This window comes from Actinoplanes utahensis, from assembly GCF_016862455.1.
GTDB lineage: Bacteria > Actinomycetota > Actinomycetes > Mycobacteriales > Micromonosporaceae > Actinoplanes > Actinoplanes utahensis.
Genome location: NZ_BOMZ01000022.1, coordinates 1 through 23,759 on the forward strand (window position 1 = coordinate 1; position 23,759 = coordinate 23,759).

Genomic DNA, 23,759 nt, shown 5'->3' on the forward strand with positions numbered 1-23,759 from the left:
CAGGCGACGTGGCGTTCGACGGCCACGATGCGGTCCGCAGTGCCGTGCAGGACGAGCAGACCGCCGTCCGGGATCGTCGACTCCACCCGGGCCGGCACCAGCCGGCGAAACAATTCCGCAATGGCCCGGCGTTCCGCGCAGAAGGCGGCCGGCCGGCCTGTGGCGAACGATTCCCCGGCGACCCGCAGCGCACCGTCCACATCGTCGCCGCAACTCGGATCGCCGGCGCCGTATGCGGAGAGAATCGACTCCGCCGGATACGGTGTCCGGCACATCAGGACGACACAACTGGTGCTGGCCCGGACCCGGCATTCGAATTCCGCGAGAATACGCACGTCGTCGGGACGGCTCAGCGCGTCGGCGGCCCGCCGCGGCGGCAACCAGAGCAGGTCGGCGGACTCATCGACGGCCGGCGCCTCGGCCGCGAAATAGTCGACGTGCTCCGGCCAGCCCGCATGCACATAATTCGTGTCACCGAGCCACCGGCCGAGGCGTACCGATGTCCCGGTCTCCTCGGAAACGGCACGGACCGCGGCCGCCGTCATATGTTCGCCCGGCGCGATCCGCCCTTTCGGAAAGCACCAGCCGCCGTGCCGATGATGCACGACGACGACCTCGCGCGCGTTTTCCGCACCACGCCACAGAACCGCACCGGCGGCCGTGACGGGCGCGGAGAACGACGGCCCGAGAAGCACCGCCCCACGATAGGCCGATGCCCGACTTGATCAGATTGCCCTGTTCGGGGGATCAGTCCTTCAGGTAGGTGAGCAGACCGGCCTCGGGGCGAGCGCGTGGATGCCCGCCTCCACCTCGGCCGGCTCCCGCGCGGATCGTCGAGGGAGAGAGTCAGCCGGGGGATGTCAGCCGCGGTACGGCGGCAGGCCGAGAGTCTTGCGGATGGCCTGCTGCACCTCCTCGACCGGAGGACGGCCGTCCACGTCGTGCACGACCTCCTTGCGCCGGAACAGCTCCAGCACCGGCCGGGTCTTCTCGTGATAGTCGGTCAGCCGGGCCTCGAGCGCCTCCGGGGTGTCGTCAGCCCGGGTGATCAGCTCGTGCCCGCAGATGTCGCAGCGGCCCTCCACCTCGGGACGGTCGGCGATCAGGTTGTAGTCCATGCCGCAGTTCGGGCAGAGACGGCGGCTGAGCACCCGGCGGCGCACCTCGTCGTCCGGCAGCTCCAGGTGGATCACGGCGTCGATGTCGTAGCTCTCCATGAAGAACTCGGCCTGCCGCCCGTTGCGCGGGAAGCCGTCGATGACGAAGCCGTAGTTCCAGTCGTGGATGCCGAGCCGGCGGCGCACCACCTCCTCGACCAGGTCGTCGCCGACCAGATCGCCGGCCGCCATGATCCGCTTGACCTGGGCGCCGATCTTGGTGTGCTGGCGCACGTGCCAGCGGAAGATGTCACCGACGCTGATGTGCGCCAGGTCCAGGTCCTCACGCAGCATCTTGGCCTGGGTGCCCTTGCCGCTGCCCTGCACGCCCATGATCACGTACTTACGCATGTGGCATCTCCTCCTCAGTCGCTCGCGCCCAGGCGCAGCGGGCCGGTGGCCTTGCCGGACAACGTGGTCGGATCGATGCTCCAGGCGCCGGCCACCCGGAACACGTCCCCCTCGGCGACCAGCACGGACGCCTCGGGGTCGAGCTCGGCGGGCAGACCGGCGTCCCGCTCGGCCGGGCCGGGCTCGCCGAACCACGACGTGACCTCACCGGTCTGGCCCACATAGCCGAACGCGCGCAGCAGCTCGCCCCCGGCCGCGCGCCGCCACCGGTGCAGCTCGGTGACCCGGTGGGTGGCGAAGAACTGCACCTCGGTCGCCAGCTCGGCGGAGAGCGCCACCAGATCGGGATCATGGCGCATGAGCCGCTGCCCGGCCGCGAGCACCCAGTCGACGCCGCGGGCGCCGGGCAACGGCGGGGTGATCGCGATCCGGTCGTCGGTGAGATGCGCCAGGTCCAGCCCGTCGCGCCACGGCACGGTGCCGAGATCACGCAGGCCCAGCGCCTTCAGCACGGCGGCGGGGTCGCCGCCCGCGACGGCCAGCCAGGCCTGCTTGCCACCGAAACCGGTCATCACGTCGAGATCCATGGCAACAACGCTAAACCTCCGGTCCCGGTGATTCCCGGGCGGCCGTCAGTGCTGTCGCGACCGCGCCGGCGCGCCGGTCACCACCGGCCGGGGCCACCGGTGCTCACGGCCACCCGTAATCGCGGCGCAGGATCGCGGCGATCCGGTCGAAACGCGGCCGGTCCAGGACCGCGCCCTCGCGGCGGATGCCGTCCTCGTCGATCTCCAGAATCCGGTCCAGGCGGACCCAGCTCGGACGGGCGGCCCGGTCCCAGTCGCCGGGCCCGAGCGCCATCCAGTGGCGCTGCCCGTCGCGGTCGTCCTGGCTGGACAGCATCAGGCCCAGCAGGGTACGGGCGTCGCGCCCGACCACCAGGACGGGCCGGTCCTTGCCCTGGGACGGATCGTCCTCATAGGGCACCCAGGTCCAGACGATCTCGCCGGGGTCGGCGTCACCGTCCAGGCTGGGCGCGTAGGCGAGGTGGCGGCCCTGCCGCGGCACCGTCCGTGTGACAGCGGGCCTCCGGGCGGACGACTCGGGGGCCGCCGGTCTCGGGGTGGCCGGCCCGGGGACGGTCCGGGGGCGGGCCGGGGCCTCGACGGCGACCGGTTGCCGCTCCGGCGCACCGGCGAGCCGCCGGAGGAAGGCTTTCAGCTTTTCGAGCACGGCGTCACCCTACGGCTGTCCCCGCCCACCCGCACAGGTCGAAGATCGCCTGCCGGTCGTGCGGGGCCGCCGCCCGGGTCTCCTAACGGTCGAAGTCACCGCCCCGCACGCCGGCCAGGAACGCGGCCCACTCGGCGCGGCTGAAGACGAGCGTGCCGCCGCCGGGGTCCTTGCTGTCCCGCAGTGCCACGATGCCGGGAAGGTTGCCGGCCACCTCGACACAGTCGCCCCCGTTGCCGCCGCTTCGAGTGCTCTTGTGCCAGACGGCACCGGTCAGGTCAGCCATCGCTCTCCTCGATGATCATGCGGATGAGATCGTCGGATTCGGACTGATTCAGTGCGCTCGCGTCGATTTCAGCCCAGATCGACTCGTACGTCTCCACCTCCGCGAGCTTATCGAGGTAGAGGGCGCCGGTGAGGTTCTCGCAATAGATGGTGGTGGGTTCCGGCGAGGCGGTGCCGACGGCCGGGAACTCCAGGATGGTGAACTGCCCGGAACTGGCCGCCTTGTGCGGGCCGGCGGCGAACGGCAGGACCCGGACGCTGACGTTCGGGCGGGTCGACATGTTCACCAGGTGGGCGAGTTGTTTCTGCATGCCGTAGCCGTCCGGGATCCAGCGGCGCAGCACCCCCTCGTCGATGGCGACGTCCAGGCGGGGCGCCTCGGGCAGGCGGCGGCTCAGCAGCGACTGCCGCTCCAGGCGCACGGCCACCGCGTTGGCGACGGCCTCCTCGTCGTCGCCGTGCCATTTGCGGAACACCGCCTCGGCGTACTCCCTGGTCTGGAGCAGTCCGGGGATCACGCTCGGCGCGAAGGACCGCAGGTGGGAGGCGGCCTGCTCCATGCCGACGTAGAGCTCGAACCAGGCGGGTACGACGTCCCCGTACGCATGCCACCAGCCTTTCGCCTTGGATTCGGCCGCCAGGCCGATGAGCACCTCGGTGATGTGGCCGGGCGCCGAGTAGACGCCGCACATGGCGATCACGTCGTGTTTGCGGACCGGGACCTCGCCGTTCTCGATCCGGTACATCCGGGCGCGGGAGAACTCCAGCTCCTGCGCCGCCGCCATCAGCGATATCCCCGCCTGCTCGCGCAGTTGCCGCAGCAACCGGCCGACCTGCCGTCTCGGCACGGTCGAGCCCGTCTCGGTCATCCTCGTCGTCCCTCGCAGTCCGCCAACTGTCCGGTGTATCGAACGAGACGATCCGATCGCCACGCGCGAGACAGCGAGAATCCGAATCCGGGATTCTCGCCGATCCGGCTTGAGGCCGAGCCTAGGGCACGACACGCTCCACTGTGTAGTCATCGAATCGCACGTGGTGAGGGTGGCATGCTGGTTCCGCGGACCGAACACGTCGGCGAGCGCCCGTCGTGGGACTGCCGGGTCTGCGGGCGGCCGTGGCCGTGCGCCACCGCGAAGGTCGAGCTCTCCGAGCAGTACCAGAACTTCCCGCACGGGCTGTCGGTCTTCCTCGGCTCGTGCCTGCTGGAGGCGATCGACGACTGGGCGGCCGGCGCGGGCGGCCCGCCGGCCGATCTCTACGAGCGGTTCCTCGGCTGGGCGGCGGCGCCCTGACCCGTCAGCCCTCGACGGGCTTGCGCAGCAGGTCGTACAGCTGCTGGTCGCGCACCGCGCTGTGCAGTGTGCCGCCGTCGCTCTCCAGGACCACGAACGGGCAGGCACGCTCCGCTCCGACCAGGGCCTTCTCCAGGACCTTGCGGTGCGAGGCCACCTCGTGGACGGTCAGCGTGTACCGCCCCTCGAGCAGCGGCAGCGTCCTGCCGCCGGACTTGCAGTCACGAATCCGTTTTCCCGCGCCGGCCAGGTTCAGACAGGCCACCAGCTGCGTCCTGGCCGGTTCCGGCGCCCAGGTGCGGCGGTCGGCGGCCGACCCGGCAAAGGCGGCCCGGTTCAGCGTCCGCGTCGTCCTCGACTCCGCACCGGCGGTCCCCTCGCTGATCAGCACCGGGTGCGGGGCGTCACCGCGCGGCTTCGGCGCCGACGGGTAATAGCGGTCGGCGCAGACCCGATCCAGGTCGTTCTCGGTGCGCACCGGCTGCTTCACCGGTTGCGGCCCGGCCACCACCGGCCCGGCGGCGCTCGGCACGGGCGAGACCCGGCTCGCCGGCCGGCTCTCCGGCGGGCCGCCGGTCTCGATGAGCGAGAACACGGCGGCGCCGAGGCATCCCAGGAGGGCGACGGTGACGGCCGACGCGACGATCACGGTGGTGCGGTTTCTCCAGCGGGTACGCCCCGCGCGGCCCACCTCCGTCACCGGCTCGCCCGGCCCGGCCGGCACGGCGCCGAAGTCACGGAGATCCGGCCCGCCCGTCGCGGCCAGCCGTGCGCCGAGCCCGGCCACCGGTTCTTCCGGTGTTTCCCCTGCCTGACCCATAGTCACTCCCCGACCGACCCGAGGCGACGAACTATATCGATGTCCACGAAGATCCGCACTACTCCCCGGTAACATGCTGCCCTGGTCGCCGCCCCGGTCGCCCGGCGTGCTTGGCTGGGCCGGTGACGTACCGGTGGATGGAACTACCCGCGGAGCAGGTCGACGAGGCGGCCCGGGAATTGCTCGGATGGCGGCTGCACGCGAACGGGGTGACCGTGCGCCTCACCGAGGTGGAGGCGTACAGCGGGCTCGGCGCGGACCCGGCGAGCCACGCGCACCGCGGCCGGACCGGCCGGAACGCGGTGATGTTCGGCCCGGCCGGGCGGCTGTACGTCTACCAGATCTACGGCATGCACTTCTGCGCGAACGTGGTCTGCGGCGAGGCCGGGCGGGCGGCCGCCGTGCTGCTGCGGGCCGGGGAGGTCGTGGACGGTGTGGAACTGGCCCGGGAACGCCGCCCGGCGGCCCGCACGGACGCCGGGCTGGCCGCCGGACCGGCCAAGCTGATGCAGGTCCTGGCGCTGAACCGGAGCGCCGACGACACCCCGCTGTTCGAGGACGGCCCGGCCCGGCTGCTCCCGCCGGACGGTCCGGCCGGGCCGGTCTCGGCCGGACCGCGGGTCGGGGTGACCTCGGCCCACGACGTGCCGTGGCGCTTCTGGATCACCGGCGACCCGACGGTCAGCGCCTACCGCCGCCACACCCCCAAACCCCGGCCGCGCGGGTAGGCACGGCGCCTATGACGGCCGAGCCGCACACCCGGAACCGAGCCGGAAGACGGTGAGCGTCCGAGTCGCCCGGGTCAGTGCCACGTAGAGATCGTTGGTGCCACGCGGCGACTCGGTGCGGATGACCTCCGGGTCGACCAGGACCACGGAGTCGAACTCCAGGCCCTTGGCCTGCGTGACGGTGAGCAGCACGGCCGGCTCCTCCAGATCCTGGCCGAGTCCGGGCAGGGCGGCGGCCACCTCGGCCCGGCGGCTCGCCGCGGTGATCACCGCGAGGCTGCCGGGCCCGCCGGCCCGGTCCGCGACCAGGGCCGCCAGGTCGGCCGGGCCACCGGTCCACTCGTCCGGCTCCACGCCTGTGGAACGGACCGGGTGCGGCAGGTCGATCGGCGGTTCGGCGTCGGCGAGCAGGCGGCCGGCGAAGGACATGATCTCGGCGGGGGTCCGGTAACTCACGGTCAGCGCCGCGAGGCGCCAGCGATCGGCGACGTACGGGGACAGCACCTCCCCCCACGACGCCGGCCCGCCGAGCGCACCGGTCTGGGCCAGGTCGCCGACCACGGTCATCGACCGGCTCGGGCACCGGCGCATCAGCATCCGCCACGCCATCGGGCTGAGTTCCTGCGCCTCGTCGACGATCACGTGCCCGAACGCCCACTTCCGGTCCGCCGCCGCGCGCTCGGCGGCCGGCAGCGACTGCCGTTCGGCGTACCGGTCGGCGAGCATCCCGGCCTCCATCACGTCCGCGGCGTTCGGGATCTCGGCCTCGGCGTCGTCCTCCGCCTCGTACGACTTCGAGCCCGCGCTGATGTCCAGCACCCCCTGCGCATACTCCAGCCGTCGCCTCTCGATCCGCGCCGCCCGGGCCCGCGCCGCCCGGTCGTCCTCGCCGAGCAGTTCCACGGCCTCGTCGAGCAGCGGCACATCCGCGGCCGTCCAGCCGTCGCCCATGGGACGGTGCAGCAGCGGGTGCCCGGTCGAGGCGTACAACTCGCTCAGGAACCGCTCCGGAGTGAGCACCGGCCACAGATCGTCGAGGACCGCGAGGACCGCCGGGTCCTCCGCCAGATCCGCGCGGATGTCCGCGCGGTCGGCGTCGTCCAGAACGTTCGGCACGCCCGGCGCGTCGTCCTCGCCGAGCGGGTCGTCCCAGAACGGATCGTCGCCGATCCGGTCCGCGATCTGGGCGGCCAGCACGTCGAGGATGCCGGCCACGAAGATCGGGCGGGCCAGGTTGTGCAGCCGGCCCGAGGCCCGGGCGCGGCGGCGCGCCGGTTCGCAGTCGCCGGCGTCCAGGCGCAGCACATGCCGGTCCACCACGAACTCGATCGGCGTCTCCGGCACCCGCTGCCGATCCCGCAAGCCCTGCTCCAGGACCTCCACCATCTCGGCGCGGCCCTTGACCTCGGCCACCTCCGGCGCCTCCGCGCGCTGGGCCGTCACGCCCGGGAACAGGTCGGCGGGCGTGGCCAGCAGCACCCCGGTCTCGGCCAGCGAGGGCAGCACCTGGGAGATGTAACGCAGGAACGTCGGGTTCGGGCCGACGATCAGCACGCCGCGGGAGCCGAGCTGCTCCCGGTAGGTGTAGAGCAGATAGGCGGCCCGGTGCAGCGCCACCGCGGTCTTGCCGGTGCCCGGGCCGCCCTGCACCACGAGCACGCCACCGGCCGCCGACCGGATCACCCGGTCCTGCTCGGCCTGGATCGTCTCGACGATGTCGCGCATCCGGCCGGTGCGGCGCGCGTCCAGGGCGGCGATCAGCGCGGCCTCCCCGACCAGCGGCCCGCCGCCGGCGGCCGGGTCCGCGTCGAAGACCTCGTCGTCCAGACCGGTGACGGTACGGCCGCGGGTGCGGATGTGACGGCGGCGGGCCATGCCGTACGAGGTGACGGCCGTCGCCACGTAGAACGGCCGGGCCGCCGGGGCCCGCCAGTCGATCAGCACCGGTTCGGCGCCCGCACCGCGGAGACCGAGCCGGCCGATCCGCAGTGGCGTGCCGTCGTGCGGGTCGAGGCGGCCGAAGCACAGACCGGACTCGACGGCCTCGTACCGGGCCAGCCGTTCGGCGTAGTCCCGGGCGGCGAAGTCACGTTGCCGCCGCTCCTGCGGGGTGACGCCGGGCTGTCGCCACTGGTCGGCCAGCCGCTCCCGGATCCGCTCGCGCGTCTCGTCGAGACGGCCGTAGATCATGTCGAGGTGGTCCTGTTCCTCAGCGATGGCATCCGCGGGACTTGACAGACTTGACACCACAGGCCCCCAAGGCTTATTCTAATAGTGGTTTTCTCTGCCACTCACAAGGAGTTTGCACAGGGAGTCCGAGAGTACGCCTTCTTCCCGCATTCCGCTCCCCCTTCCACCGCCTCCCACGGCGACAGGCGATCAGTTCCCGCGGGGGTCGCTTGACGGTCGGCGGCAGGCGATCGAATTCCTGTGGAGGGCGCTTGGCAGCAGGCGATCAAGGTTCCCGCGGGGGCTCGGACGCGGCCGGCAGGAAATCAGTTCAGCAGGGTCCGCAGCGCGGCCGCATCCGCGCGCCAAACCTGCTCCTCCAGCAGCGGCGGGATCAGCCGGCCATCCGGCGGATCGCCCGCATAACGCGCGGTCACATGGGTGTGCAGGTGCGGCTCGTCGTCACCGGCGGTCACGAAATCCAGCCGCGCCGGCCGGAAACAGTCACGAATGGCGCGGCCCACCGTCAGAACCTCGCGGTGGTACAGATCCGCCTCGACCGGGCTCAGGTCGATCGGCTCCACCACGTGCCGGCCCCGCCACACCACCACGGCACAGCCACGGGCGAACGCTCGCCGGGCGAAATAGGCGTCGGTGACCCGCCCCGACCACACCCTCAGCCCGAAACCGGTCTCGTCGCGCCGCTCACCACACCAGGCACAACCGTCCTCCCCCATCCCGGAACCATAAACGATCCTCGATCGCCCGGTGTCCCCGTCGACGGGTTCGCGCCGCCGGCTCCCGGAAGGTGGGACTCCTCACCAGGGGTTGAGGGAGCGCCACTGCTGGTTGGATTTCCCGGTGCACTCCTGGAGGCGTACGGTGCCGTGGCCCGTGGCGCCGTCCACGGAGACCTCGGTGAGACAGCGGCCCTTCCGGTCGCCCGCCTGCAGCGTCGTGGTGTACCACCAGTTCTGGTCACCCTTGTAGGTGCACGTCACGACCCGCACGCTTGCCCCACTGTCGGTCATCACCTTGACCTGGGCCGGCTTCGGTTTCCCGGTGCCCGCCGGCTTCTTCGTGACGGCCGCCGGCTTCTTCGTGACGGCCGGGGCCTTCAGGGCGGCGACCGTGTCCACCGCCTGCACACAGTTCCCGTTCTGGGTGAAGTGGCCGTCACTGGTCTGATAGAAGTCCTGCGCCTTGCTGGCCCGGTCGCATGCCGCGGTGTGCAGGATCGTGCCGACCGGCCCGCCGGTCAGACACCGGTACGGCGTCTGCTCCGTGATGATCCATCCCTGATGCAACGGCGGCGGCCCGGGAACGGCGGCCACGGGCGTCGCCGGAGCCCCGAGCAACCCGGCAGCGGACAGCATCGGCAGCAGCACACCACGCAAGAACATCGCACCACTCTAGGAACAGCGGGGCCGGTTGCGCAGGCGTTCCGCTCAGAACGGCGGCTCATCGGCGACCATCCGGGGAGGCGTCGCAGCCCACGGGCCACTCAGAACATCGGAGCCGGACGGCGCGACAGCACCGCGGGAGAGACACCATGCGATCTCGAACCGGACCCACGGCTCGGTCTCCGACGTTCCCATCTCGTCCAGCAGCGGATGGAGATGAACGAGCCCGCGCCGCCAGACCAGCGCCACACCGTGACAACGAAGCAACGGATCCGGGTCCCGGAGCAGTCGGCGAGCCACCGGATCGAGCGCTTCGGCGGCGACCGGTTCGAGGCCGCCGAGGTTCCAGGCCAGTTCGTAGGCCGCGACCCGGCGGCGTTCCCGGTCAGGATGGGCCAGTTCCGGCAGGATGTCGTCGAGGCCCAGCCGATCGCACCAGGAGAGCGCCCGCAAACCCGGCGGGTCGACGGAACGCGCGTAGGCGGCCAGTTCGATCCGCGCCGCCTCGTCGTTCCACCGTCCGAGCACTTGGAGCAGGTCGGCACGAACCTGCGGATCACGGTCGGATCGGGCGGCCCGGTCGACGGCCGCCCGCACGGCGCCACTCACCACCGGAAGTCGTAGCAGCGTCTCGCCGGCGCGGGCTCGGCGATGAGCGGCGGGATCTTCCGCGAGCACCGTGAGCAGGTCCGGTTCGGGCAACGGGAGGTTCTCGCCGAACCAGCCCACGTCGAATCCGGCCGCGGTCTCGTCGATCCAGCGCTCGTACCAGGCGAGGAAGCCGGAATCCTCCAGGATGTACGGGCCGGCCGGGCCGTCGACGTCGACGTTGAAGAGGCGCCCGCGAGCGGGACCGGACACCACCAGGTGGGTGTAGAGCGAGCAGCCGTGCCCGGCGATCGTGAGGGTCCCCGGCAGGAACGTTCGGCGCGGGCCGGGCGGCTCCTCATGCCGTTGCTCCCAGTCGCCTTGATAGCGGGGACCCGGAAGGTAAGGGCTGGGCCGGTTCAGACCGGCGGGATCCGTGTCGGCGAGCCGGAGCACTCGATCGTTGTCGCCGTCACCGAGGCGCGTGACGAAGAGGCGGTACTCCTCCGGCAGGGTCACCCCGTGATCGGCCTCGAACGCGGCGACCTGGGCCTCGGTCAGCGGCGGGTTCAGGCGGAGACCCGCCGGCAGTTTGGCGGTGATGCGCTCCAGGCGGGGGTCCGGCACGGGGACAGGGTACGGAGCGGTTTGCGGGGTGGGGGTGCGGGTAGGCGCGAGGGATGAGTACCGAGGCGACTGTCACGTTTGTGGGAAATGCGACGACGCTGCTGCGGCTGGGGGTGTTCACGCTGCTCACCGACCCGGCGTTCGGGCCGGCCGGGAGCCGGGTGTACCTCGGGTACGGGGCGTGGAGCAGGAGGTTGCGGGACCCCGCGATGGCGTACCCCCAACTGGCGAAGCCCGACGCCGTCCTGTTGTCGCACCTGCACGGTGACCACTTCGATCGTGCGGCGCGTCGCGCCATCCCAGCGGACATGCCGATCGTGACCACCCCGCAGGCGCAGCGCCGCCTGCGGCGCAAGCGGTTCGAGAAGACGGTCGGCCTGCCGACCTGGGAGGCCGAGGAGTGGCGGCGCGACGGGCAACTGCTGCGGATCACGGCGCTGCCGGGGCGGCACGGGCCGGGGCTGGTGGACCGGCTGCTGCCGGACGTGATGGGGTCGCTGCTCGAGTGGGAGGTCGACGGGCAGCGGATGCTGCGGCTGTACGTCACCGGGGACACGCTGTACCGGCCGAACCTCCGCGAGATCCGGGACCGCTGCGGTGAGATCGACGCGATGCTGATCCACCTGGGCGGGACCCGGCTGCTGGGGCTGTTGCTGACCATGGACGGGCGGCAGGGCGCCGACCTGACCGGGCTGATCCGGCCGCGGTTGACGCTGCCGATCCACTACGACGACTACAAGGTGATGAAGTCACCGCTGAGCGACTATCTCGGCGCCTGCCGGGAGCGGTCGCTGGACGGGGTGCGCCCGATCGGGCGCGGCGAGACCGTCACGCTGGTACCGGTAGCGTGAAACCACCTCCGCTGACGTTCGGCGCCGGTTAGCGTCAGCGGTGATGATCACGCGTCGCGGGCTGTTGTGGCTGAGTCTGGTGTGCGGGGCCGGTGTGCTGTGGTCGGCCGCCCTGATCGTGGCGACGGCCCTCGGGGCCCGCCCGGTGATCACGCCGATCGCGGTGGGGGTCGCCGCGGTCCTGACCGTGCCCGGGTTCGCCGCGGGCATCCTGGCGAACCGGCGCGGGTACCGGACCCAGCAGCCGCGGCGGCTGTGGCGGCTGGCCTCGTGGGTGCCGCCGCACGTGCCGATGTGGGGCGCGGTGCTGGCGGCGCTGGTGTTCGCCGGGTTCTGGCTGGCGCTGATGCTGGCGTTCGTGGCACTCGACGGCACCCCGCAGCAGCGCGACGGACGATACGTGCTGATCGACAACAACCGGGAGACCGTCGTCGACCAGGCGATGTACGAGCGCCAGGTCGATCACGAGACGCAGATCTCGCTGGCGGTGCTGGGGGCGTTCGCGGTCGGGGGCACGTTCCTGTGCGCGGCCCGGGCCCTCGACCACGAGGATCACTGAGCAGGCCGGGTCAGGGCCGGGACTCGCGGCGGAGCTTCGCCGAGCCGCGGCCGACCGACCAGCCCTGCACCCATCGGGCCGCGGTGCCCCGGTCGGTGCGGTCGGCCAGGTGGTACCAGTCCATCCGGCAGCGGGAGCGGGTCACGTCGAGGACCCCGTACCCGTGCCCGTCGGTCTCCACCCAGCGCACGTGCGGGTTGGTGGCCCGGATCAGCGAGGCGGCGAGGCCGCTGAGCGCCGTCGTACCCACGAAGTCGTTGAGGTTGTCGCTGGTCACGGCGGGCACCACGAACTCGGCGGCGGCCGGGTCCGCCGGGCCGGTGTCCCTGGTGGTCAGCTCGTTGGCCCAGGACATGTGGATGTCGCCGGTCAGGAAGACCACGTCCTCGGTACGGGCGGCGCGCAACGCGTCGACCAGCCGCTCCCGGTCCGCGTTGTAGCCGTCCCACTGGTCGAGGTTGAGCACGACGCCGTTGCGCGGCACCCCGATCAGCTCGGCGAGCGGCGGGATCAGCCAGGCCGGCAGGGTGCCCACGTCCAGGCGGGAGATCATCACCGGGTTGCCGACCAGCTTCCAGATCGCGTCCGAGGCGACCAGGCCGCCGGTGAGCCAGGCGAGCTGCTCGGCGCCGGCGATGGTGCGGCCGTCCGCGTCGGCGGCGGTGCCGCTCGCCTGCTGGGATCGGTAGCTGCGCAGGTCGAGCATGGACAGCTCGAACAGGTCGCCGTAGCGCAGCCGCCGGTAGATCCGGCCGTCGCCGCCGAGACGCACCGGCATCCACTCCGCGTACGCCTGCCGGGCCGCCGCCACCCGGGCCGCGAAGTCGCCCTCGGCGCCGGGGGTGTGGTTCTCCGCGCCGCCGCTCCACTGGTCGTTGGCGACCTCGTGATCGTCCCAGGTGATCACCCACGGCACCGAGGCGTGCAGGGCCTGGAGGTCGGGGTCGGTCTTGTAGTGGGCGTGCCGGATCCGGTAGTCGGCGAGGGTGCGGGTCTCGTGGGCCGGACGGGTGGCCCGGACCACCTTCCCGGCCGCGCTGAATCCGCCGGTGCCGTACTCGTACAGGTAGTCGCCGAGGTGCACCACCAGGTTGAGGTCGTCGCGCGCGGCCAGGTGCCGGTAGGCGGCGAAGTAGCCGGCCTCCCAGTTCGCGCAGCTCACCACCCCGGCCCGGAGGCGGGCCACGGTGTCGGCGACGGCCGGGGCGGTCATCGTGCGGCCGGGCGGCGACCAGGCGCCGGCGTGACCGAAGCGGTACCAGTAGGTGGTCGCGGGCCGCAACCCGGCCACGTCGACCTTGACGGTGTGATCGCGTTCCGGGCCGGTGCGCTCGACGCCCGCGGCGACGATCGTGGTGAACCCGGCGTCGGCGGAGACCTGCCAGGTGACGTCGGCCTGCGGTCCGGCGCCCGAGCCGGGCGCCGACTCGGGCGTCGGGGTGACCCGGGTCCACAGCAGAACGCCGCCGGGCAGCGGATCGCCGGACGCGACACCGTGCTGGAAGACGGCTTCGGCCGCGGCGGCGGGCCCGGGAACGGTGGCGGCCGCGACGGCGCCGGCGCCGGCCAGCCCCAGGACGGTACGGCGGCCGACCGCATGACGAGGAAGGACAGTCATACTCCTCTATCTACCAGTGTTCACGCACCCGCTGTGCCCCGCGCGGGATTGGTCGACGAGACTTCACCGGCGCTGTCCCGGCCGCATCCGTGATGTTCACGCGCGCAGCTGGCGGACGGCATCTACCGTGGGCCGGTGGAGATCCGCCTCTGGTCCGTCGTCGCCGAGGCCGGTGCCCTCGCCGTGGCCGGGCCCGGCGCGCGGGTGCACGAGTCCGGGGACACCCGGTTCGCCGCCGGGCCGGACGCGACCGTCGTGATCGTCTCCGGGGTGCGCAACGCTGAGGACGTGACCGTTGCGGGGCCGTTCCCGCGCCTGGTCGAGGGCCGCCTGACCGGCGGCGACGGGCCGGGGCTCCAGGTGTTCACGCGGCTGCCGGAGGGTCTTCTGGTGCTGGGCACCGCCCGGATCACCGAGCGGGGCCGTCGCCGTGGCGTGCTGCACCGCGTCGACCTGCGCCTGGACACGCCGCTTCCGGAGCATCTGCTGACGCTGGCCGGCACGACCGCGGAGCAGCCGGGGACGGACTGGCTGGACCTGCTGCCGGACGATCCGGTCAAGGCGCTGGAGCAGTTCACCGCCGGGTGGTACGCCGACGTTCCGGCCGGGGATCCGGTGCCCGGCACGGGCCAGCCGGAGCCGTTGCGGGCGTTCCACCGGGCGGCGGCCGGGCGGGCCGAGCTGTACGGCGGGGCGCTGCGCGTGCACCGGGAGCCGCGGCCCGGCGGGCCGGACCAGCGGATGATCTTCGGGGAGGGCGGGGACGGGACGTTCCAGCTGCTCATCGATGCGGGGGTGGACGATCCACACGTCTACTACCACGGGCTCAGTGATCAGCCGTTGCGCGAGCGGGAGCGGCTGGCGGCGTACCTGATGCTCTCCGTCCTGGCCCGGGCCGCGATCGACGGCAGCCCCGGCGGGATGGCGTTCGCCGACCGCGCGCAGGCCCGGCGGATCGTCGCGCCGCTGCGCAGGGTGCCGCTGCGGCCGCTGCGCTGGCCGTGCGCGCATTCCCGGCTCTACGCCGGACCGGATCTGATCGCTCTGGTCGGCGCGGACGACGCCGACTGGTTCGAGGTCTACGTCGGCGCCCGCAGCCGGCCGGCGCTGCGCCGGCTGCGAAAACTGGGGCTGGACTGGGCTTCATTCGACGGCTGATCGGCCGATCAGGCGGCCATGACTCGGGTACCGGCACGGCTCCGCCGGATGGCACCGCCGCGGCAACTCGGCGCTCGCATCCGCTGGCTCTTTCTGATCTTCATCCTGTTCAACCTGGTGACCACCGTGCCCCGCACGCTGACCAGTGCGGACGCGCCGCTGGCCTGGCGGGTCGCGGCGGTCGCCGCCGCTCTGGCGCTGGGCTGGTGGTGGCTGCGCGGCTACCGGCGCGGCGCGTTTCCGCTGTGGGCGGCCCCGGTCGAGGCGCTGGCGCTCGGCCTGATCGGGTACGGCTCGCACAACTGGCTGATCACCCTCGGCCTGCTGTTCGTGACGGTCTCGTTCCGTGGCCTCTACGGCACCTGGCGGCACGCGCTGCTGCTCACCGTCTCGCTCTTCGCCACGTCGGTGGCCGCGATCGCCCTGACCGAACCCGGTCAGCTCGCCGTCTTCCTGCAGCAGACCGCGGGCGTGCCGCCGCTGGCGCTGTTCACCGCCGCGGTCGCGGAGACCACACGGCGCCAGGAGCAGGCCGCGGCCCGTGAGCGGGTGTTCGCCCGGCTCGGCTCGACCCTGGTCACCACCTCGGACCGGGAGACGATCTGCCGGCACGCGGCCGAGGCGGCCGAGGAGCTGCTCGGCGGGCTGCCGGGCGGCTGGTCGGCGGTCACCAGCAACACCCCGGGCGGGGAGGCGGTGAGCACGGTCTCCGGTCCGGTTCCGGCGGCTCTGCTGGCCGGTGACATCTCCGCGGTACGGGTGACGCTGACCTTGCGCAGCGACAAGCACCACTACGGCACCCTGATGCTCGGCGGTGACGTGCCGCTCCCCGCCGACGTGATGCCGTCGCTGGAGACCCTGGCCGCGCAGACCGTGCTCGGCCTGCGCAACGCCGAGCACGCCGCCGACCTGCGGCATCAGGCGTTCCACGACAACCTGACCGGGCTGGCGAACCGGCCGCTGCTGCGCGACCACCTGGAGCAGGCCGCGGCCCGGGCCCGGCGGGGCAGCCCGGTCGCGCTGCTGCTGCTCGATCTGGACGGGTTCAAGGCGGTCAACGACACGTACGGGCACGCGGCCGGCGACCAGCTGCTGGTGGCGGTGTCCCAGCGGCTGCGCGACGGCATCCGGGGCGCGGACACCGCGGCCCGGCTCGGCGGTGACGAGTTCGCGGTGCTGCTCGACGGCATGGACGCGCCGCGGGACGCGGTGCTGGTCGCCGAACGGCTGCTCGCCTCGATCCAGGAGCCGCTCGTGGTGGCCGGGGTCGAGCTGACGCCGCGGGGCAGCATCGGAGTGGCGGTGTGGCGCGATCACGCGGACGTGGACGCGCTGATGCACGACGCGGACACCGCGATGTACGCGGCGAAGACGGCCGGGAAGAGCCGGGTCGCGGTCGCGGCATGACGCCAGGCGGGGCGGCGTCTCCGCCGCCCCGCCTCCGTACGCGCTGCTCGCCTCCGTACGCGCTACTCGCTGATGGCGTCGATCAGGTCGCCGACCGGGTTGTCCGGCAGGGCGCGGGCCACGTCGGCGACGGCGACGATGCCGACCAGCTGGTGGCCGTCGATCACCGGCAGGCGGCGGACCTTGTGCTGGGCCATGGTGCGCAGGATCTCGGCGGCGTCGTCGTCGGCGCCGATCGTCACCGGCTTGCCCTGGGCCAGCTCGCCGGCCAGGACCTCACCGGGGTTGCGGCCCTGGGCCACGGCCTTGACCACGATGTCACGGTCGGTGATCATGCCGTGCAGCCGGTTGTCGTCGCCGCAGATCGGCAGCGAACCGACGTTGAGCTCGGCCATCTTCCGCGCGGCGTCGGCCAGGGAGTCCTTCTCCTGGGCACAGGTCACGTCGCGGCTCATGATCTCACGGGCGGTCGTCATGACAGGAGCATCCTTTCTCGTGTCGTAACGGTGTCGTGACATGGCGTACCCGTTTCAGACCGAGGCAATCGTCGATGCCACCTCGTCCACGAGTTCGCGGGCCAGGAAACCGACCCGGCCGTACCGGGGAACCAGCCGCTGACCGCCGACGGAGTGCGCGAACGCGGCCCAGCAGGCGGCCTGTGCCGGATCCGCGCCGCGGGCGAGCAGACCGGCCACGATGCCCGCGCGGACGTCGCCGCTGCCGGAGGTGCCGAGACCGACGTGACCGCTCTCCTCGCGCCAGGACCGCCCGTCCGGGGCGGCGATGTGGCCGTAGAGCGACACCACCGCACCGTGCCGGGCCGCCAGTTCGGCGGCCGCCCCGGCCAGGTCGTCGCCGAGGTCGCGGTCCAGCAGGTGGCCGGCCTCGACCAGGTTGGGGGTGAGCACGGCCCGGGACTGGGTGAGCAGGCCGGGTTCCTTGCTGAGAGCGCCGAGGGCGTACGCGTCCAGCACCACCGCGGTGTCCGCGGCCGCCGCCTCGAACACCGCGCCCATCAGCCGGATGGTGCTGTCGATGTCGTCGAGGCCTGGTCCGAGGGCGATCACGTCGGCCCGGCCGGCCAGTTCCAGGACCTGCTCGCCCGGTTCGCCGTCCGGGCCGAGGCCGAGCACCTTGGCCTCGGGCACGGCGATGCTCAGCGGCACCGCGGACTCCCCGGCGACCACCAGTTGCAGCCGGCCCGCGCCGGCCCGCATCGCGGCCAGGCCGGCCAGCAGCACCGCGCCCGGCGTGCAGCGGGCGCCACCGACCACGAGCGCGGTGCCGCGGGACGTCTTGTCGCCCCCCGGCTCCGGCAGCGGCCAGTCCCGCAGCAGCGCCGGGGTGACCACGCGTTCCTCAGACCGGCTCGGCATTGACGTCCTCCTGCCGGGTGTGCGGGGCGTCCTCGCGGCGCAGGTGGGCGACCGAGTTGAACAGCTCCGGCTCGGTACCGCGCCAGCTACTGATCGAGCAGTTCGCGATCGCGGTCCGGTGGGCGAGCTCCATCAGCTCGGCCTCGCTCAGCTTCTCGGTGAGATAGCGGATCATCAGCACGGTGGCCTCGTGCGCGAAGAGGACCACCCGGGCGCCGGGATGGTCCTCGCGGATCTCGCGCAGCAGGGCGCGCAGCCGCAGCAACACGTCGGCCCAGGACTCGCCGCCCGGCGGCCGGTAGTAGAACTTGCCCAGCCGTTCCCGCCGGCGCGCCTCCTCAGGCAGCCGGGCCTGCACGCCACGGGCCGTGAGCAGGTCGAGGACGCCCAGTTCACGGTCGCGCAGGCGCTCGTCGACGACGACCGGGACGCCGCTGTCGCCGAGCGCGATCTCCGCGGTCTGCCGGGTGCGCAGGTAGGGCGAGACGACCGCCAGGTCCGGCGGGTTCTCCTTGAGGAACCGGCCGACGGCCTCGGCCTGCTCGCGGCCCTCCGGGGCGAGCGGCACGTCCGCGTCGCGTTCCGGGATGTCGATCGACTCCAGGCCGGCGGTCTCGGCCTCCTGGGCGGTCACGTTGCCGGTGCTCAGGCCGTGCCGGACCACGGCGAGCCACTCCAGTCGCTGCATACCGGGCCCTTACCCCGGCACGCGCCGGGCTATCCCGCCCTTGCGCACCGGGGCTTTCTCAGCGCGGCCTTTCTCAGCGCGGCCTTTCGGCGCGGCCTTTCTCAGCGCGGCGCGAACGCCTCCAGCGTGCGGGCCTGGTTGAGCAGGTCGTCCCGGGTGGCGCCGAGCTCCTCGATCGCGGCCCGCAGCGCCTCGGTGCCGCGGACGTCGCCGGCGATCTCGCGGGTGGCGGTGAGCACCTCCATGGTCGCGGCCATCGTGCCGGCGACGTCGGACAGCTTGCGGGACATCTGTTCGCGCAGGAGCAGCAGCAGCGGATCCATCGGGCGGGCGCCTTCCGGTACGGGCGGCCGTGCGGCCACCGTTCGAGGCGTAGCGATCGGCCGGGCTGAGGCGGACTTGAGAACTGCGACGGGCCCGACATTCGCTACATCCGGGCGGCGCGGTCCCGATAAAACGAACATGCAGGTCCGACGCCGACTAGATCCGCCGCTCCTGACCGCGCTCAGCCTCCTCGTCTTCGTGCTGGCATGGTTCGTCACCGGGCTGTGGCACGTCTGGAGCCACCCGGTCCTGCCGTGGCTCACCCTGCCGGCGCTGTCGGTGGTGGCCACCTACGAGTGCGCCCGGACCGCCCGCTGCACCGAGCTTGACATCGACACCCGCAAGTTCTGGGGCCGTCTCGGCGTCGCCTGCGCGATGCTGATCCCGGCCGTGTTCAGCGCCATGTACGACGCGCTGGCCGGCCCGGAGCTGTCCCAGATGGTGTCGGTGCGTACCCAGTTCTGCTTCGGGCTGGCGCTGGCGATGGTGCTGATGGCGCTGCTGCGGCTGCCGACCTGGCAGCGCACCCGCGGCGACTGGCTGCGGTTCGCCCTGGACACCGGCATCATCATGATCACCGCGGGGGTGCTGATCTGGCACTACTCGCTGAGCCGGATCGACTTCTCGGCGTCGCCGAACGCCACCCCGCGCTCGGTCATGGTGATCATCGTGGTCGCCGGGGTCTCGCTGATCACCTTCGTGAAGGTGGCGTTCGCCGGGGCCGGCCGGCTGGACCAGGGCTCCCTCTACATCCTGTCCACCGGGGTCGCGCTGGCCGCGGCGACCGGGGCGGTCGCGCCGTTCATCGTCGACAAGCCGTACCTGCACACCTGCCTCGTCTCGTTCCCGATGTCGGAGATCACCGCGATCCTGGCGGCCCGTCGGCAGCGCCGGCGCCGGCACCTGCCACCGCCGGCCCGGCCGGCGCCGCGGCGGTTCAGCCTGGTCCCGTACCTCTCGGTCGTCCTGCTCTACGCCACGGTGCTGCACTACATGGCGCCCGACGGCGGCGAGAAACTGCTGATGGCGGTCGCCGCCACGGCGGTCACCGTGCTGGTGGTGCTGCGGCAGCTCACCACGCTGCGCGACAACGCCAGCCTGCTGGACACCGTCGACGCCAGCCTGAGACAGCTCGACCACCAGGTGACGCACGACGCGCTCACCGGGATCGGCAACCGGTCGGCGTACTCCGACGAGATCACCGCCCGGCTGGCCGCCGGCGAGCCGTTCGTGGTCGCCCTGCTCGACCTGGACGACTTCAAGGTGATCAACGACCGGTACGGCCACCACACCGGCGACGCGCTGCTCCAGACGATCAGCCGGCGGCTGCGGGACCGGCTGCGCCAGGAGGACACCGTGGCCCGGCTCGGCGGCGACGAGTTCACCCTGCTGCTGCCCGGCCTGACCGAGGCCGCCACCGACGAGCTGCTGCGCGAGCTGCTGGCCGTGGTGCAGGCGCCGGTGCTGGACGGCAGCCTGGAGATGGCGCCGCGGATCAGCGCCGGCGTCACCGCGAGCCGCCCCGACGACACCGCCGGGGAGCTGCTGCGCCGCGCCGACGTGGCGATGTACGCGGCCAAGACGGCGGGCGGCGGCCGCTGGACCTGGTTCGACCCGATCATGGACCAGCTCGCCGCCAGCGACGCCCGGCTCGCCGCCGACCTGCGCCAGGCGATCACCCGTGACGAGCTGTTCCTGCTCTTCCAGCCGATCGTCGCGCTGCCGCACGGCCGGCTCGCCGGGGTGGAGGCGCTGGTCCGCTGGCGGCACCCGGAGCACGGGCTGGTCTCGCCCGCCGTGTTCATCCCGCTCGCCGAGCGCAACGGCCACATCGTCGAACTCGGCCGCTGGGTCCTCGAACAGGCCATCGGGCAGGCGGTCCGCTGGCAGCGCGAGCACGGCGCGGACGCGCCGGCCAAGGTCAGCGTCAACGTGTCGGCCCGCCAACTGGGCGAGCCCGGTTTCCCGGACGAGATGGCGGCGCTGCTGTCCGCGGCCGGGCTGGACCCGGCCCGGCTGGTCGTGGAGGTCACCGAGACCGCGGTGATGGGCACCGGCGTGGCCCTGGAGACGATCCGGGCGCTGGCCGGGCAGGGCCTGAGCATCGCCCTGGACGACTTCGGCACCGGCCAGTCGTCGCTCAGCCTGCTGGTGGAGTGCCCGGTGAGCTGGCTGAAGGTGGACAAGTCGTTCGTCGACGGGGTGACCACCCCGAGCCCGCAGGCGGTGATCGTGGACAGCCTGATCGGCATCACCGAGGGGCTGCGGATGCAGGCGGTCGCCGAGGGTGTGGAGACCGCCGAGCAGGCCGAACGGCTGCATCGGGCCGGGTACCGGTGGGCTCAGGGCTACCACTTCGCCCGTCCGCTGAGCGCATCCGACATCAGCCTGCTGATCACCGCGGCGAAGACGCCGGTTCCTGATTTTTCCTCTCATCACGGCATCTGACCTGCCGAAGTAGGGCAACGTCGGGGTGGGGGTGGCGATGAACGTACGTCAGAAGCTTCTGGGCGGTTATCTGCTGGTGGCTCTGCTGGTCGCGGCGACCGCCACGGTCGCCTGGCACGCCAACGCGGCCTCGGCCGAGAAGGCCGCCACCCAGGAGGCCGTCCGGCTGGCCCAGGGCATCGCCCTCGACGTCACACTGGGGCTGCCGGTCGACACCGCGGACGAGATCGTCTCGCCGCTGTACTACAGCGCGACCGCGCTCAGCAACTATCTCCAGCGGCTGCACGAGATCCAGCACCGCGACGCCGTGGTGGTCGACTACGCGAAGTACATCGTCGGCGACGTGGTCGTGGAGAACGTCGGCCGGTTCTTCGACCACGACCTCGGCAACGAGGTGGGCCGGACGATCGCCGACGGGAGGTCCCGGGTCTTCGTCGAGACCAGCGTCGACTACCCGGACGGCATCAAGCAGGTCGTGGTGCCGATGAACAACAAGGCCGGCAAGACGGTCGGCGCGGTGATCGTCGAATACACCCCGATCTACGACCAGATGATGGCCGCGACCCGCCAGTCCCAGCTGATCACCCTGATCGCCGCCGTGGTCGTCATCGTGCTGGTGATCGGCCTCGGCCTCGGACTGGCCGGCTCGCTCACCCGCCGGATCACCTCGCTCACCACCGCGGTCCGCACCATCCGCAACGGCGATTACTCCCAGCGGGTGCCGTGGGACGGCGGCGACGAGATCGGGCGGCTCGCCCGCGCCTTCAACGCGATGGCCGAACAGCTGGAACGCTCGGCCCGGGAGATCCTCGCCAAGGAGTACACCGACAGCATCCTCGCCAACGCCGGCGAAGGCATCTGCGGCATCGACGCGGAGGGGCGGGTCGCCTTCGCCAACGAGGCCGCCGGGCGGATCACCGGGCTCGGCGTCGGCGGGCTGCTCCAGCGGCAGGCGTCGGTGCTGCTGCCGGAGGCCGGCGCCGGCCTGGTCAGCGGCACCCACGAGGGCCGTCTGCAGCGGCCGGACGGCACCGCGGTCCGGGTCGAATACACGATCAGCGAGATCGAGAAGGTCGGCGCGGTGGTCGTGCTGCGCGACGTGACCCGGCAGCGCGACCTGGAGTTCGACCTGCGCCACCAAGCCCTGCACGACGGCCTGACCGGGCTGCCCAACCGCAAGCTGCTGCTCGACCGCCTCGATCACGCGCTCGCCCGGTCCCGGGCCTCCGGTGAGGAGATCGCCCTGCTCTACCTGGACCTGGACGGGTTCAAGCGGGTCAACGACAGTCTCGGGCACAACGCCGGCGACCTGCTGCTGCGCACCGCCGCCGAACGCCTGACCAGCGCGCTGCGGCCGCACGACACGGTGGCCCGGCTCGGTGGCGACGAGTTCGCCGTGCTGCTGGAGGCCGCCGCCCGGGAGACCGTCGAGGAACTGGCCCGCGCCTGTCTCGACGCGATCGCCCGGCCGTTCGTGGTGCACGGCCGGGAGGCGGTGGTGACGGTCAGCATCGGCGTGGTCCCCGGCGCGGCCCGGTTCACCGACGCCGACGAGGTGGTCCGCAACGCCGACGTGGCCATGTACGCCGCCAAGGACGTCGGCAAGAACCGTTTCATGGTGTTCGAGACCCGGATGCACGAGCAACTGCTGGACCGCCTCGACCAGGAGAACCGCCTGCGCGAGGCGGTCCACCGCGGCGAACTGCGCCTGCACCTGCAACCCGTGGTGGCGCTGCCGGGCGGCCAGGTGTCCGGCGCCGAGGCGCTGGTCCGCTGGCAGGACCCGCAACGCGGCCTGCAGCAGCCGGGCTCGTTCATCCCGCTCGCCGAGGAGACCGGCATGATCATCGAGATCGACCGGTGGATCCTCGTCGAAGCCTGCCGCACGGTCCGCCGCTGGCAGGAGGAGAGCCCGCAGACCGCGCCCGCCTGGGTGAGCGTCAACCTGTCCGCCGCCCACCTGGAACTGCCGGACCTCACCGACCACGTCGCGTACGCCCTGACCACCACCGGCCTGTCGCCGCACTGCCTGACCCTGGAACTCACCGAGACCGTGATGATGCGCGACCTCGCGGTGACCTCGCCCCGCCTCGAGGAGCTGCGGCGGCTCGGTGTGAAGATCGCGATCGACGACTTCGGCACCGGGTACTCGTCGCTGGGCTACCTGCGCGACATCCCGGTCGACGTCCTCAAGATCGATCGCTCGTTCATCAACGGCCTGGTCGGCAACGGCCGCCAGCAGGAACTGGTCAGCGCCATCATGCAGCTCGGGCACACCCTCGGCCTGCGCGTCGTCGCCGAGGGCGTGGAGGACGCCGACCAGCTGGCCCTGCTCACCGTGATGGGCTGCAAGTTCGCGCAGGGGTACCACCTGGGCCGCCCGCAGGCCGCCGACCAGCTCCGGGACAGCCTCGCCGTCCCCGCCTTCAACCGGTGACCGCCGGCCGTGACCGGGCGCCACCACCCGCCGGCCGCGTCCAGGCCGTACGCCGCGCCCACCTCGCGTGGACGGCCACGGGACCTCGCGTGGCCCGTACCCCTCAAGGTTGTCAGCGGTGACGGTGGAGGTCGCGGAGCAGCAGGATCTCGGCGCCGTGATGGATGACCTCGCGGTTGATGTGCAGGATCAGGGAGTGGAAACGGCCACCGCCCACCTCGGCAGGCGGGTGAGCGGTGG

The 23,759-nt window shown here is 72.3% G+C and carries 24 protein-coding genes; 8 read left to right on the top strand and 16 right to left on the bottom strand.

Going from position 1 to position 23,759, the window contains the following annotated elements; translation table 11 throughout:
- The 6 genes from Aut01nite_RS06995 to Aut01nite_RS07020 form a co-directional block, all read right to left on the bottom strand.
- Nucleotides 1–695 (bottom strand): NUDIX hydrolase (locus Aut01nite_RS06995; RefSeq protein ID WP_152628885.1); only part of this gene is annotated, 695 nt, incomplete at its 3' end.
- Between the two features lie 165 nt (nucleotides 696–860).
- Entirely contained in the window at nucleotides 861–1,508 is a 648-nt protein-coding gene (locus Aut01nite_RS07000) for an adenylate kinase family protein (protein WP_043528206.1), read from the bottom strand.
- Nucleotides 1,509–1,522: 14 nt separating this feature from the next.
- Entirely contained in the window at nucleotides 1,523–2,095 is a 573-nt protein-coding gene (locus tag Aut01nite_RS07005; RefSeq protein WP_043528207.1) for a hypothetical protein, read from the bottom strand.
- 103 nt (nucleotides 2,096–2,198) lie between these two features.
- Complete coding sequence (locus tag Aut01nite_RS07010; protein ID WP_043528209.1) at nucleotides 2,199–2,741, bottom strand: type II toxin-antitoxin system PemK/MazF family toxin; 543 nt, start codon at nucleotides 2,739–2,741, stop codon at nucleotides 2,199–2,201.
- Between the two features lie 82 nt (nucleotides 2,742–2,823).
- Nucleotides 2,824–3,027 (bottom strand): DUF397 domain-containing protein, encoded by a 204-nt coding sequence (locus tag Aut01nite_RS07015; protein ID WP_043528210.1) that lies wholly within the window; start codon nucleotides 3,025–3,027, stop codon nucleotides 2,824–2,826.
- Nucleotides 3,020–3,895 carry a helix-turn-helix domain-containing protein gene (locus Aut01nite_RS07020; protein WP_043528212.1) on the bottom strand — a complete coding sequence of 292 codons (876 nt, stop codon included), beginning with the start codon at nucleotides 3,893–3,895 and terminating at the stop codon, nucleotides 3,020–3,022. The genes Aut01nite_RS07015 and Aut01nite_RS07020 overlap by 8 nt, the downstream gene beginning before the upstream one ends.
- A gap of 177 nt (nucleotides 3,896–4,072) precedes the next feature.
- On the opposite strand from Aut01nite_RS07020, the gene Aut01nite_RS07025 reads away from it, so the two are divergent.
- On the top strand, nucleotides 4,073–4,318 hold the full coding sequence (locus Aut01nite_RS07025) for a hypothetical protein (RefSeq protein ID WP_052164086.1): 246 nt from the start codon (nucleotides 4,073–4,075) through the stop codon (nucleotides 4,316–4,318).
- Between the two features lie 4 nt (nucleotides 4,319–4,322).
- Here Aut01nite_RS07025 and Aut01nite_RS07030 read toward each other — a convergent pair whose 3' ends face one another.
- On the bottom strand, nucleotides 4,323–5,138 hold the full coding sequence (locus Aut01nite_RS07030) for a hypothetical protein (RefSeq protein ID WP_152628886.1): 816 nt from the start codon (nucleotides 5,136–5,138) through the stop codon (nucleotides 4,323–4,325).
- Nucleotides 5,139–5,275: 137 nt separating this feature from the next.
- On the opposite strand from Aut01nite_RS07030, the gene Aut01nite_RS07035 reads away from it, so the two are divergent.
- On the top strand, nucleotides 5,276–5,866 hold the full coding sequence (locus Aut01nite_RS07035; protein ID WP_083999433.1) for a DNA-3-methyladenine glycosylase: 591 nt from the start codon (nucleotides 5,276–5,278) through the stop codon (nucleotides 5,864–5,866).
- Nucleotides 5,867–5,875: 9 nt separating this feature from the next.
- Here the strand turns inward: Aut01nite_RS07035 and Aut01nite_RS07040 are convergent, their stop codons facing one another.
- From Aut01nite_RS07040 to Aut01nite_RS07055, 4 genes are all read right to left on the bottom strand, one after another.
- Nucleotides 5,876–8,113, bottom strand: coding sequence for a HelD family protein (locus Aut01nite_RS07040; protein WP_043528326.1), 2,238 nt, complete (start codon nucleotides 8,111–8,113; stop codon nucleotides 5,876–5,878).
- A 248-nt stretch (nucleotides 8,114–8,361) separates the two neighbouring features.
- Nucleotides 8,362–8,772, bottom strand: coding sequence for an HIT family protein (locus Aut01nite_RS07045; RefSeq protein ID WP_052164092.1), 411 nt, complete (start codon nucleotides 8,770–8,772; stop codon nucleotides 8,362–8,364).
- 81 nt (nucleotides 8,773–8,853) lie between these two features.
- Complete coding sequence (locus Aut01nite_RS07050; protein ID WP_083999436.1) at nucleotides 8,854–9,438, bottom strand: ricin-type beta-trefoil lectin domain protein; 585 nt, start codon at nucleotides 9,436–9,438, stop codon at nucleotides 8,854–8,856.
- A gap of 45 nt (nucleotides 9,439–9,483) precedes the next feature.
- On the bottom strand, nucleotides 9,484–10,653 hold the full coding sequence (locus tag Aut01nite_RS07055; protein ID WP_043528219.1) for an SMI1/KNR4 family protein: 1,170 nt from the start codon (nucleotides 10,651–10,653) through the stop codon (nucleotides 9,484–9,486).
- Between the two features lie 80 nt (nucleotides 10,654–10,733).
- Here Aut01nite_RS07055 and Aut01nite_RS07060 point away from each other — a divergent pair, with 80 nt between their 5' ends.
- Nucleotides 10,734–11,504, top strand: coding sequence for an MBL fold metallo-hydrolase (locus Aut01nite_RS07060; protein ID WP_236642893.1), 771 nt, complete (start codon nucleotides 10,734–10,736; stop codon nucleotides 11,502–11,504).
- A 43-nt stretch (nucleotides 11,505–11,547) separates the two neighbouring features.
- A complete protein-coding gene (locus Aut01nite_RS07065; RefSeq protein WP_043528222.1) occupies nucleotides 11,548–12,063 on the top strand; it encodes a hypothetical protein in 516 nt (171 codons plus the stop codon).
- Between the two features lie 10 nt (nucleotides 12,064–12,073).
- Here Aut01nite_RS07065 and Aut01nite_RS07070 read toward each other — a convergent pair whose 3' ends face one another.
- Entirely contained in the window at nucleotides 12,074–13,681 is a 1,608-nt protein-coding gene (locus tag Aut01nite_RS07070) for an alkaline phosphatase D family protein (RefSeq protein WP_043528224.1), read from the bottom strand.
- Nucleotides 13,682–13,816: 135 nt separating this feature from the next.
- Here Aut01nite_RS07070 and Aut01nite_RS07075 point away from each other — a divergent pair, with 135 nt between their 5' ends.
- Nucleotides 13,817–14,839 carry a hypothetical protein gene (locus tag Aut01nite_RS07075; protein WP_043528226.1) on the top strand — a complete coding sequence of 341 codons (1,023 nt, stop codon included), beginning with the start codon at nucleotides 13,817–13,819 and terminating at the stop codon, nucleotides 14,837–14,839.
- An 18-nt stretch (nucleotides 14,840–14,857) separates the two neighbouring features.
- The gene (locus tag Aut01nite_RS07080) at nucleotides 14,858–16,246 is read left to right on the top strand and encodes a GGDEF domain-containing protein (protein WP_083999438.1); all 1,389 of its coding nucleotides are present in this window, start codon (nucleotides 14,858–14,860) and stop codon (nucleotides 16,244–16,246) included.
- Between the two features lie 62 nt (nucleotides 16,247–16,308).
- Here Aut01nite_RS07080 and Aut01nite_RS07085 read toward each other — a convergent pair whose 3' ends face one another.
- The 4 genes from Aut01nite_RS07085 to Aut01nite_RS07100 all read right to left on the bottom strand — a co-directional run bounded on the left by Aut01nite_RS07085 (nucleotide 16,309) and on the right by Aut01nite_RS07100 (nucleotide 18,633).
- Nucleotides 16,309–16,722 (bottom strand): CBS domain-containing protein, encoded by a 414-nt coding sequence (locus Aut01nite_RS07085; protein ID WP_043528227.1) that lies wholly within the window; start codon nucleotides 16,720–16,722, stop codon nucleotides 16,309–16,311.
- Between the two features lie 54 nt (nucleotides 16,723–16,776).
- Nucleotides 16,777–17,622 carry an NAD(P)H-hydrate dehydratase gene (locus Aut01nite_RS07090; protein WP_043528229.1) on the bottom strand — a complete coding sequence of 282 codons (846 nt, stop codon included), beginning with the start codon at nucleotides 17,620–17,622 and terminating at the stop codon, nucleotides 16,777–16,779.
- The gene (locus Aut01nite_RS07095) at nucleotides 17,606–18,310 is read right to left on the bottom strand and encodes a histidine phosphatase family protein (RefSeq protein WP_043528231.1); all 705 of its coding nucleotides are present in this window, start codon (nucleotides 18,308–18,310) and stop codon (nucleotides 17,606–17,608) included. The genes Aut01nite_RS07090 and Aut01nite_RS07095 overlap by 17 nt, the downstream gene beginning before the upstream one ends.
- A 101-nt stretch (nucleotides 18,311–18,411) precedes the next feature.
- Nucleotides 18,412–18,633 (bottom strand): hypothetical protein, encoded by a 222-nt coding sequence (locus tag Aut01nite_RS07100; RefSeq protein WP_043528233.1) that lies wholly within the window; start codon nucleotides 18,631–18,633, stop codon nucleotides 18,412–18,414.
- Between the two features lie 139 nt (nucleotides 18,634–18,772).
- Between Aut01nite_RS07100 and Aut01nite_RS07105 the strand changes: the two genes are divergently transcribed.
- Entirely contained in the window at nucleotides 18,773–21,082 is a 2,310-nt protein-coding gene (locus tag Aut01nite_RS07105) for a putative bifunctional diguanylate cyclase/phosphodiesterase (RefSeq protein ID WP_052164095.1), read from the top strand.
- A gap of 37 nt (nucleotides 21,083–21,119) precedes the next feature.
- Nucleotides 21,120–23,519, top strand: a complete 2,400-nt coding sequence (locus Aut01nite_RS07110) for an EAL domain-containing protein (protein ID WP_043528334.1) — start codon at nucleotides 21,120–21,122, stop codon at nucleotides 23,517–23,519.
- Nucleotides 23,520–23,759 lie beyond the last annotated feature (240 nt).

What these genes read in the sequence shown, in the direction of transcription:
- Aut01nite_RS07070 (WP_043528224.1), bottom strand. Translation starts at nt 13,681, where the DNA reads ATGACTGTCCTTCCTCGTCATGCGGTCGGCCGCCGTACCGTCCTGGGG.
- Aut01nite_RS07080 (WP_083999438.1), top strand. Translation starts at nt 14,858, where the DNA reads ATGACTCGGGTACCGGCACGGCTCCGCCGGATGGCACCGCCGCGGCAA.
- Aut01nite_RS07030 (WP_152628886.1), bottom strand. Translation starts at nt 5,138, where the DNA reads ATGGGTCAGGCAGGGGAAACACCGGAAGAACCGGTGGCCGGGCTCGGC.
- Aut01nite_RS07050 (WP_083999436.1), bottom strand. Translation starts at nt 9,438, where the DNA reads ATGTTCTTGCGTGGTGTGCTGCTGCCGATGCTGTCCGCTGCCGGGTTG.
- Aut01nite_RS07015 (WP_043528210.1), bottom strand. Translation starts at nt 3,027, where the DNA reads ATGGCTGACCTGACCGGTGCCGTCTGGCACAAGAGCACTCGAAGCGGC.
- Aut01nite_RS07025 (WP_052164086.1), top strand. Translation starts at nt 4,073, where the DNA reads ATGCTGGTTCCGCGGACCGAACACGTCGGCGAGCGCCCGTCGTGGGAC.
- Aut01nite_RS07100 (WP_043528233.1), bottom strand. Translation starts at nt 18,633, where the DNA reads ATGGATCCGCTGCTGCTGCTCCTGCGCGAACAGATGTCCCGCAAGCTG.
- Aut01nite_RS07110 (WP_043528334.1), top strand. Translation starts at nt 21,120, where the DNA reads ATGAACGTACGTCAGAAGCTTCTGGGCGGTTATCTGCTGGTGGCTCTG.
- Aut01nite_RS07065 (WP_043528222.1), top strand. Translation starts at nt 11,548, where the DNA reads ATGATCACGCGTCGCGGGCTGTTGTGGCTGAGTCTGGTGTGCGGGGCC.
- Aut01nite_RS07095 (WP_043528231.1), bottom strand. Translation starts at nt 18,310, where the DNA reads ATGCAGCGACTGGAGTGGCTCGCCGTGGTCCGGCACGGCCTGAGCACC.
- Aut01nite_RS07020 (WP_043528212.1), bottom strand. Translation starts at nt 3,895, where the DNA reads ATGACCGAGACGGGCTCGACCGTGCCGAGACGGCAGGTCGGCCGGTTG.
- Aut01nite_RS07085 (WP_043528227.1), bottom strand. Translation starts at nt 16,722, where the DNA reads ATGACGACCGCCCGTGAGATCATGAGCCGCGACGTGACCTGTGCCCAG.
- Aut01nite_RS07035 (WP_083999433.1), top strand. Translation starts at nt 5,276, where the DNA reads ATGGAACTACCCGCGGAGCAGGTCGACGAGGCGGCCCGGGAATTGCTC.
- Aut01nite_RS07045 (WP_052164092.1), bottom strand. Translation starts at nt 8,772, where the DNA reads ATGGGGGAGGACGGTTGTGCCTGGTGTGGTGAGCGGCGCGACGAGACC.
- Aut01nite_RS07090 (WP_043528229.1), bottom strand. Translation starts at nt 17,622, where the DNA reads ATGCCGAGCCGGTCTGAGGAACGCGTGGTCACCCCGGCGCTGCTGCGG.
- Aut01nite_RS07105 (WP_052164095.1), top strand. Translation starts at nt 18,773, where the DNA reads ATGCAGGTCCGACGCCGACTAGATCCGCCGCTCCTGACCGCGCTCAGC.
- Aut01nite_RS07005 (WP_043528207.1), bottom strand. Translation starts at nt 2,095, where the DNA reads ATGGATCTCGACGTGATGACCGGTTTCGGTGGCAAGCAGGCCTGGCTG.
- Aut01nite_RS07000 (WP_043528206.1), bottom strand. Translation starts at nt 1,508, where the DNA reads ATGCGTAAGTACGTGATCATGGGCGTGCAGGGCAGCGGCAAGGGCACC.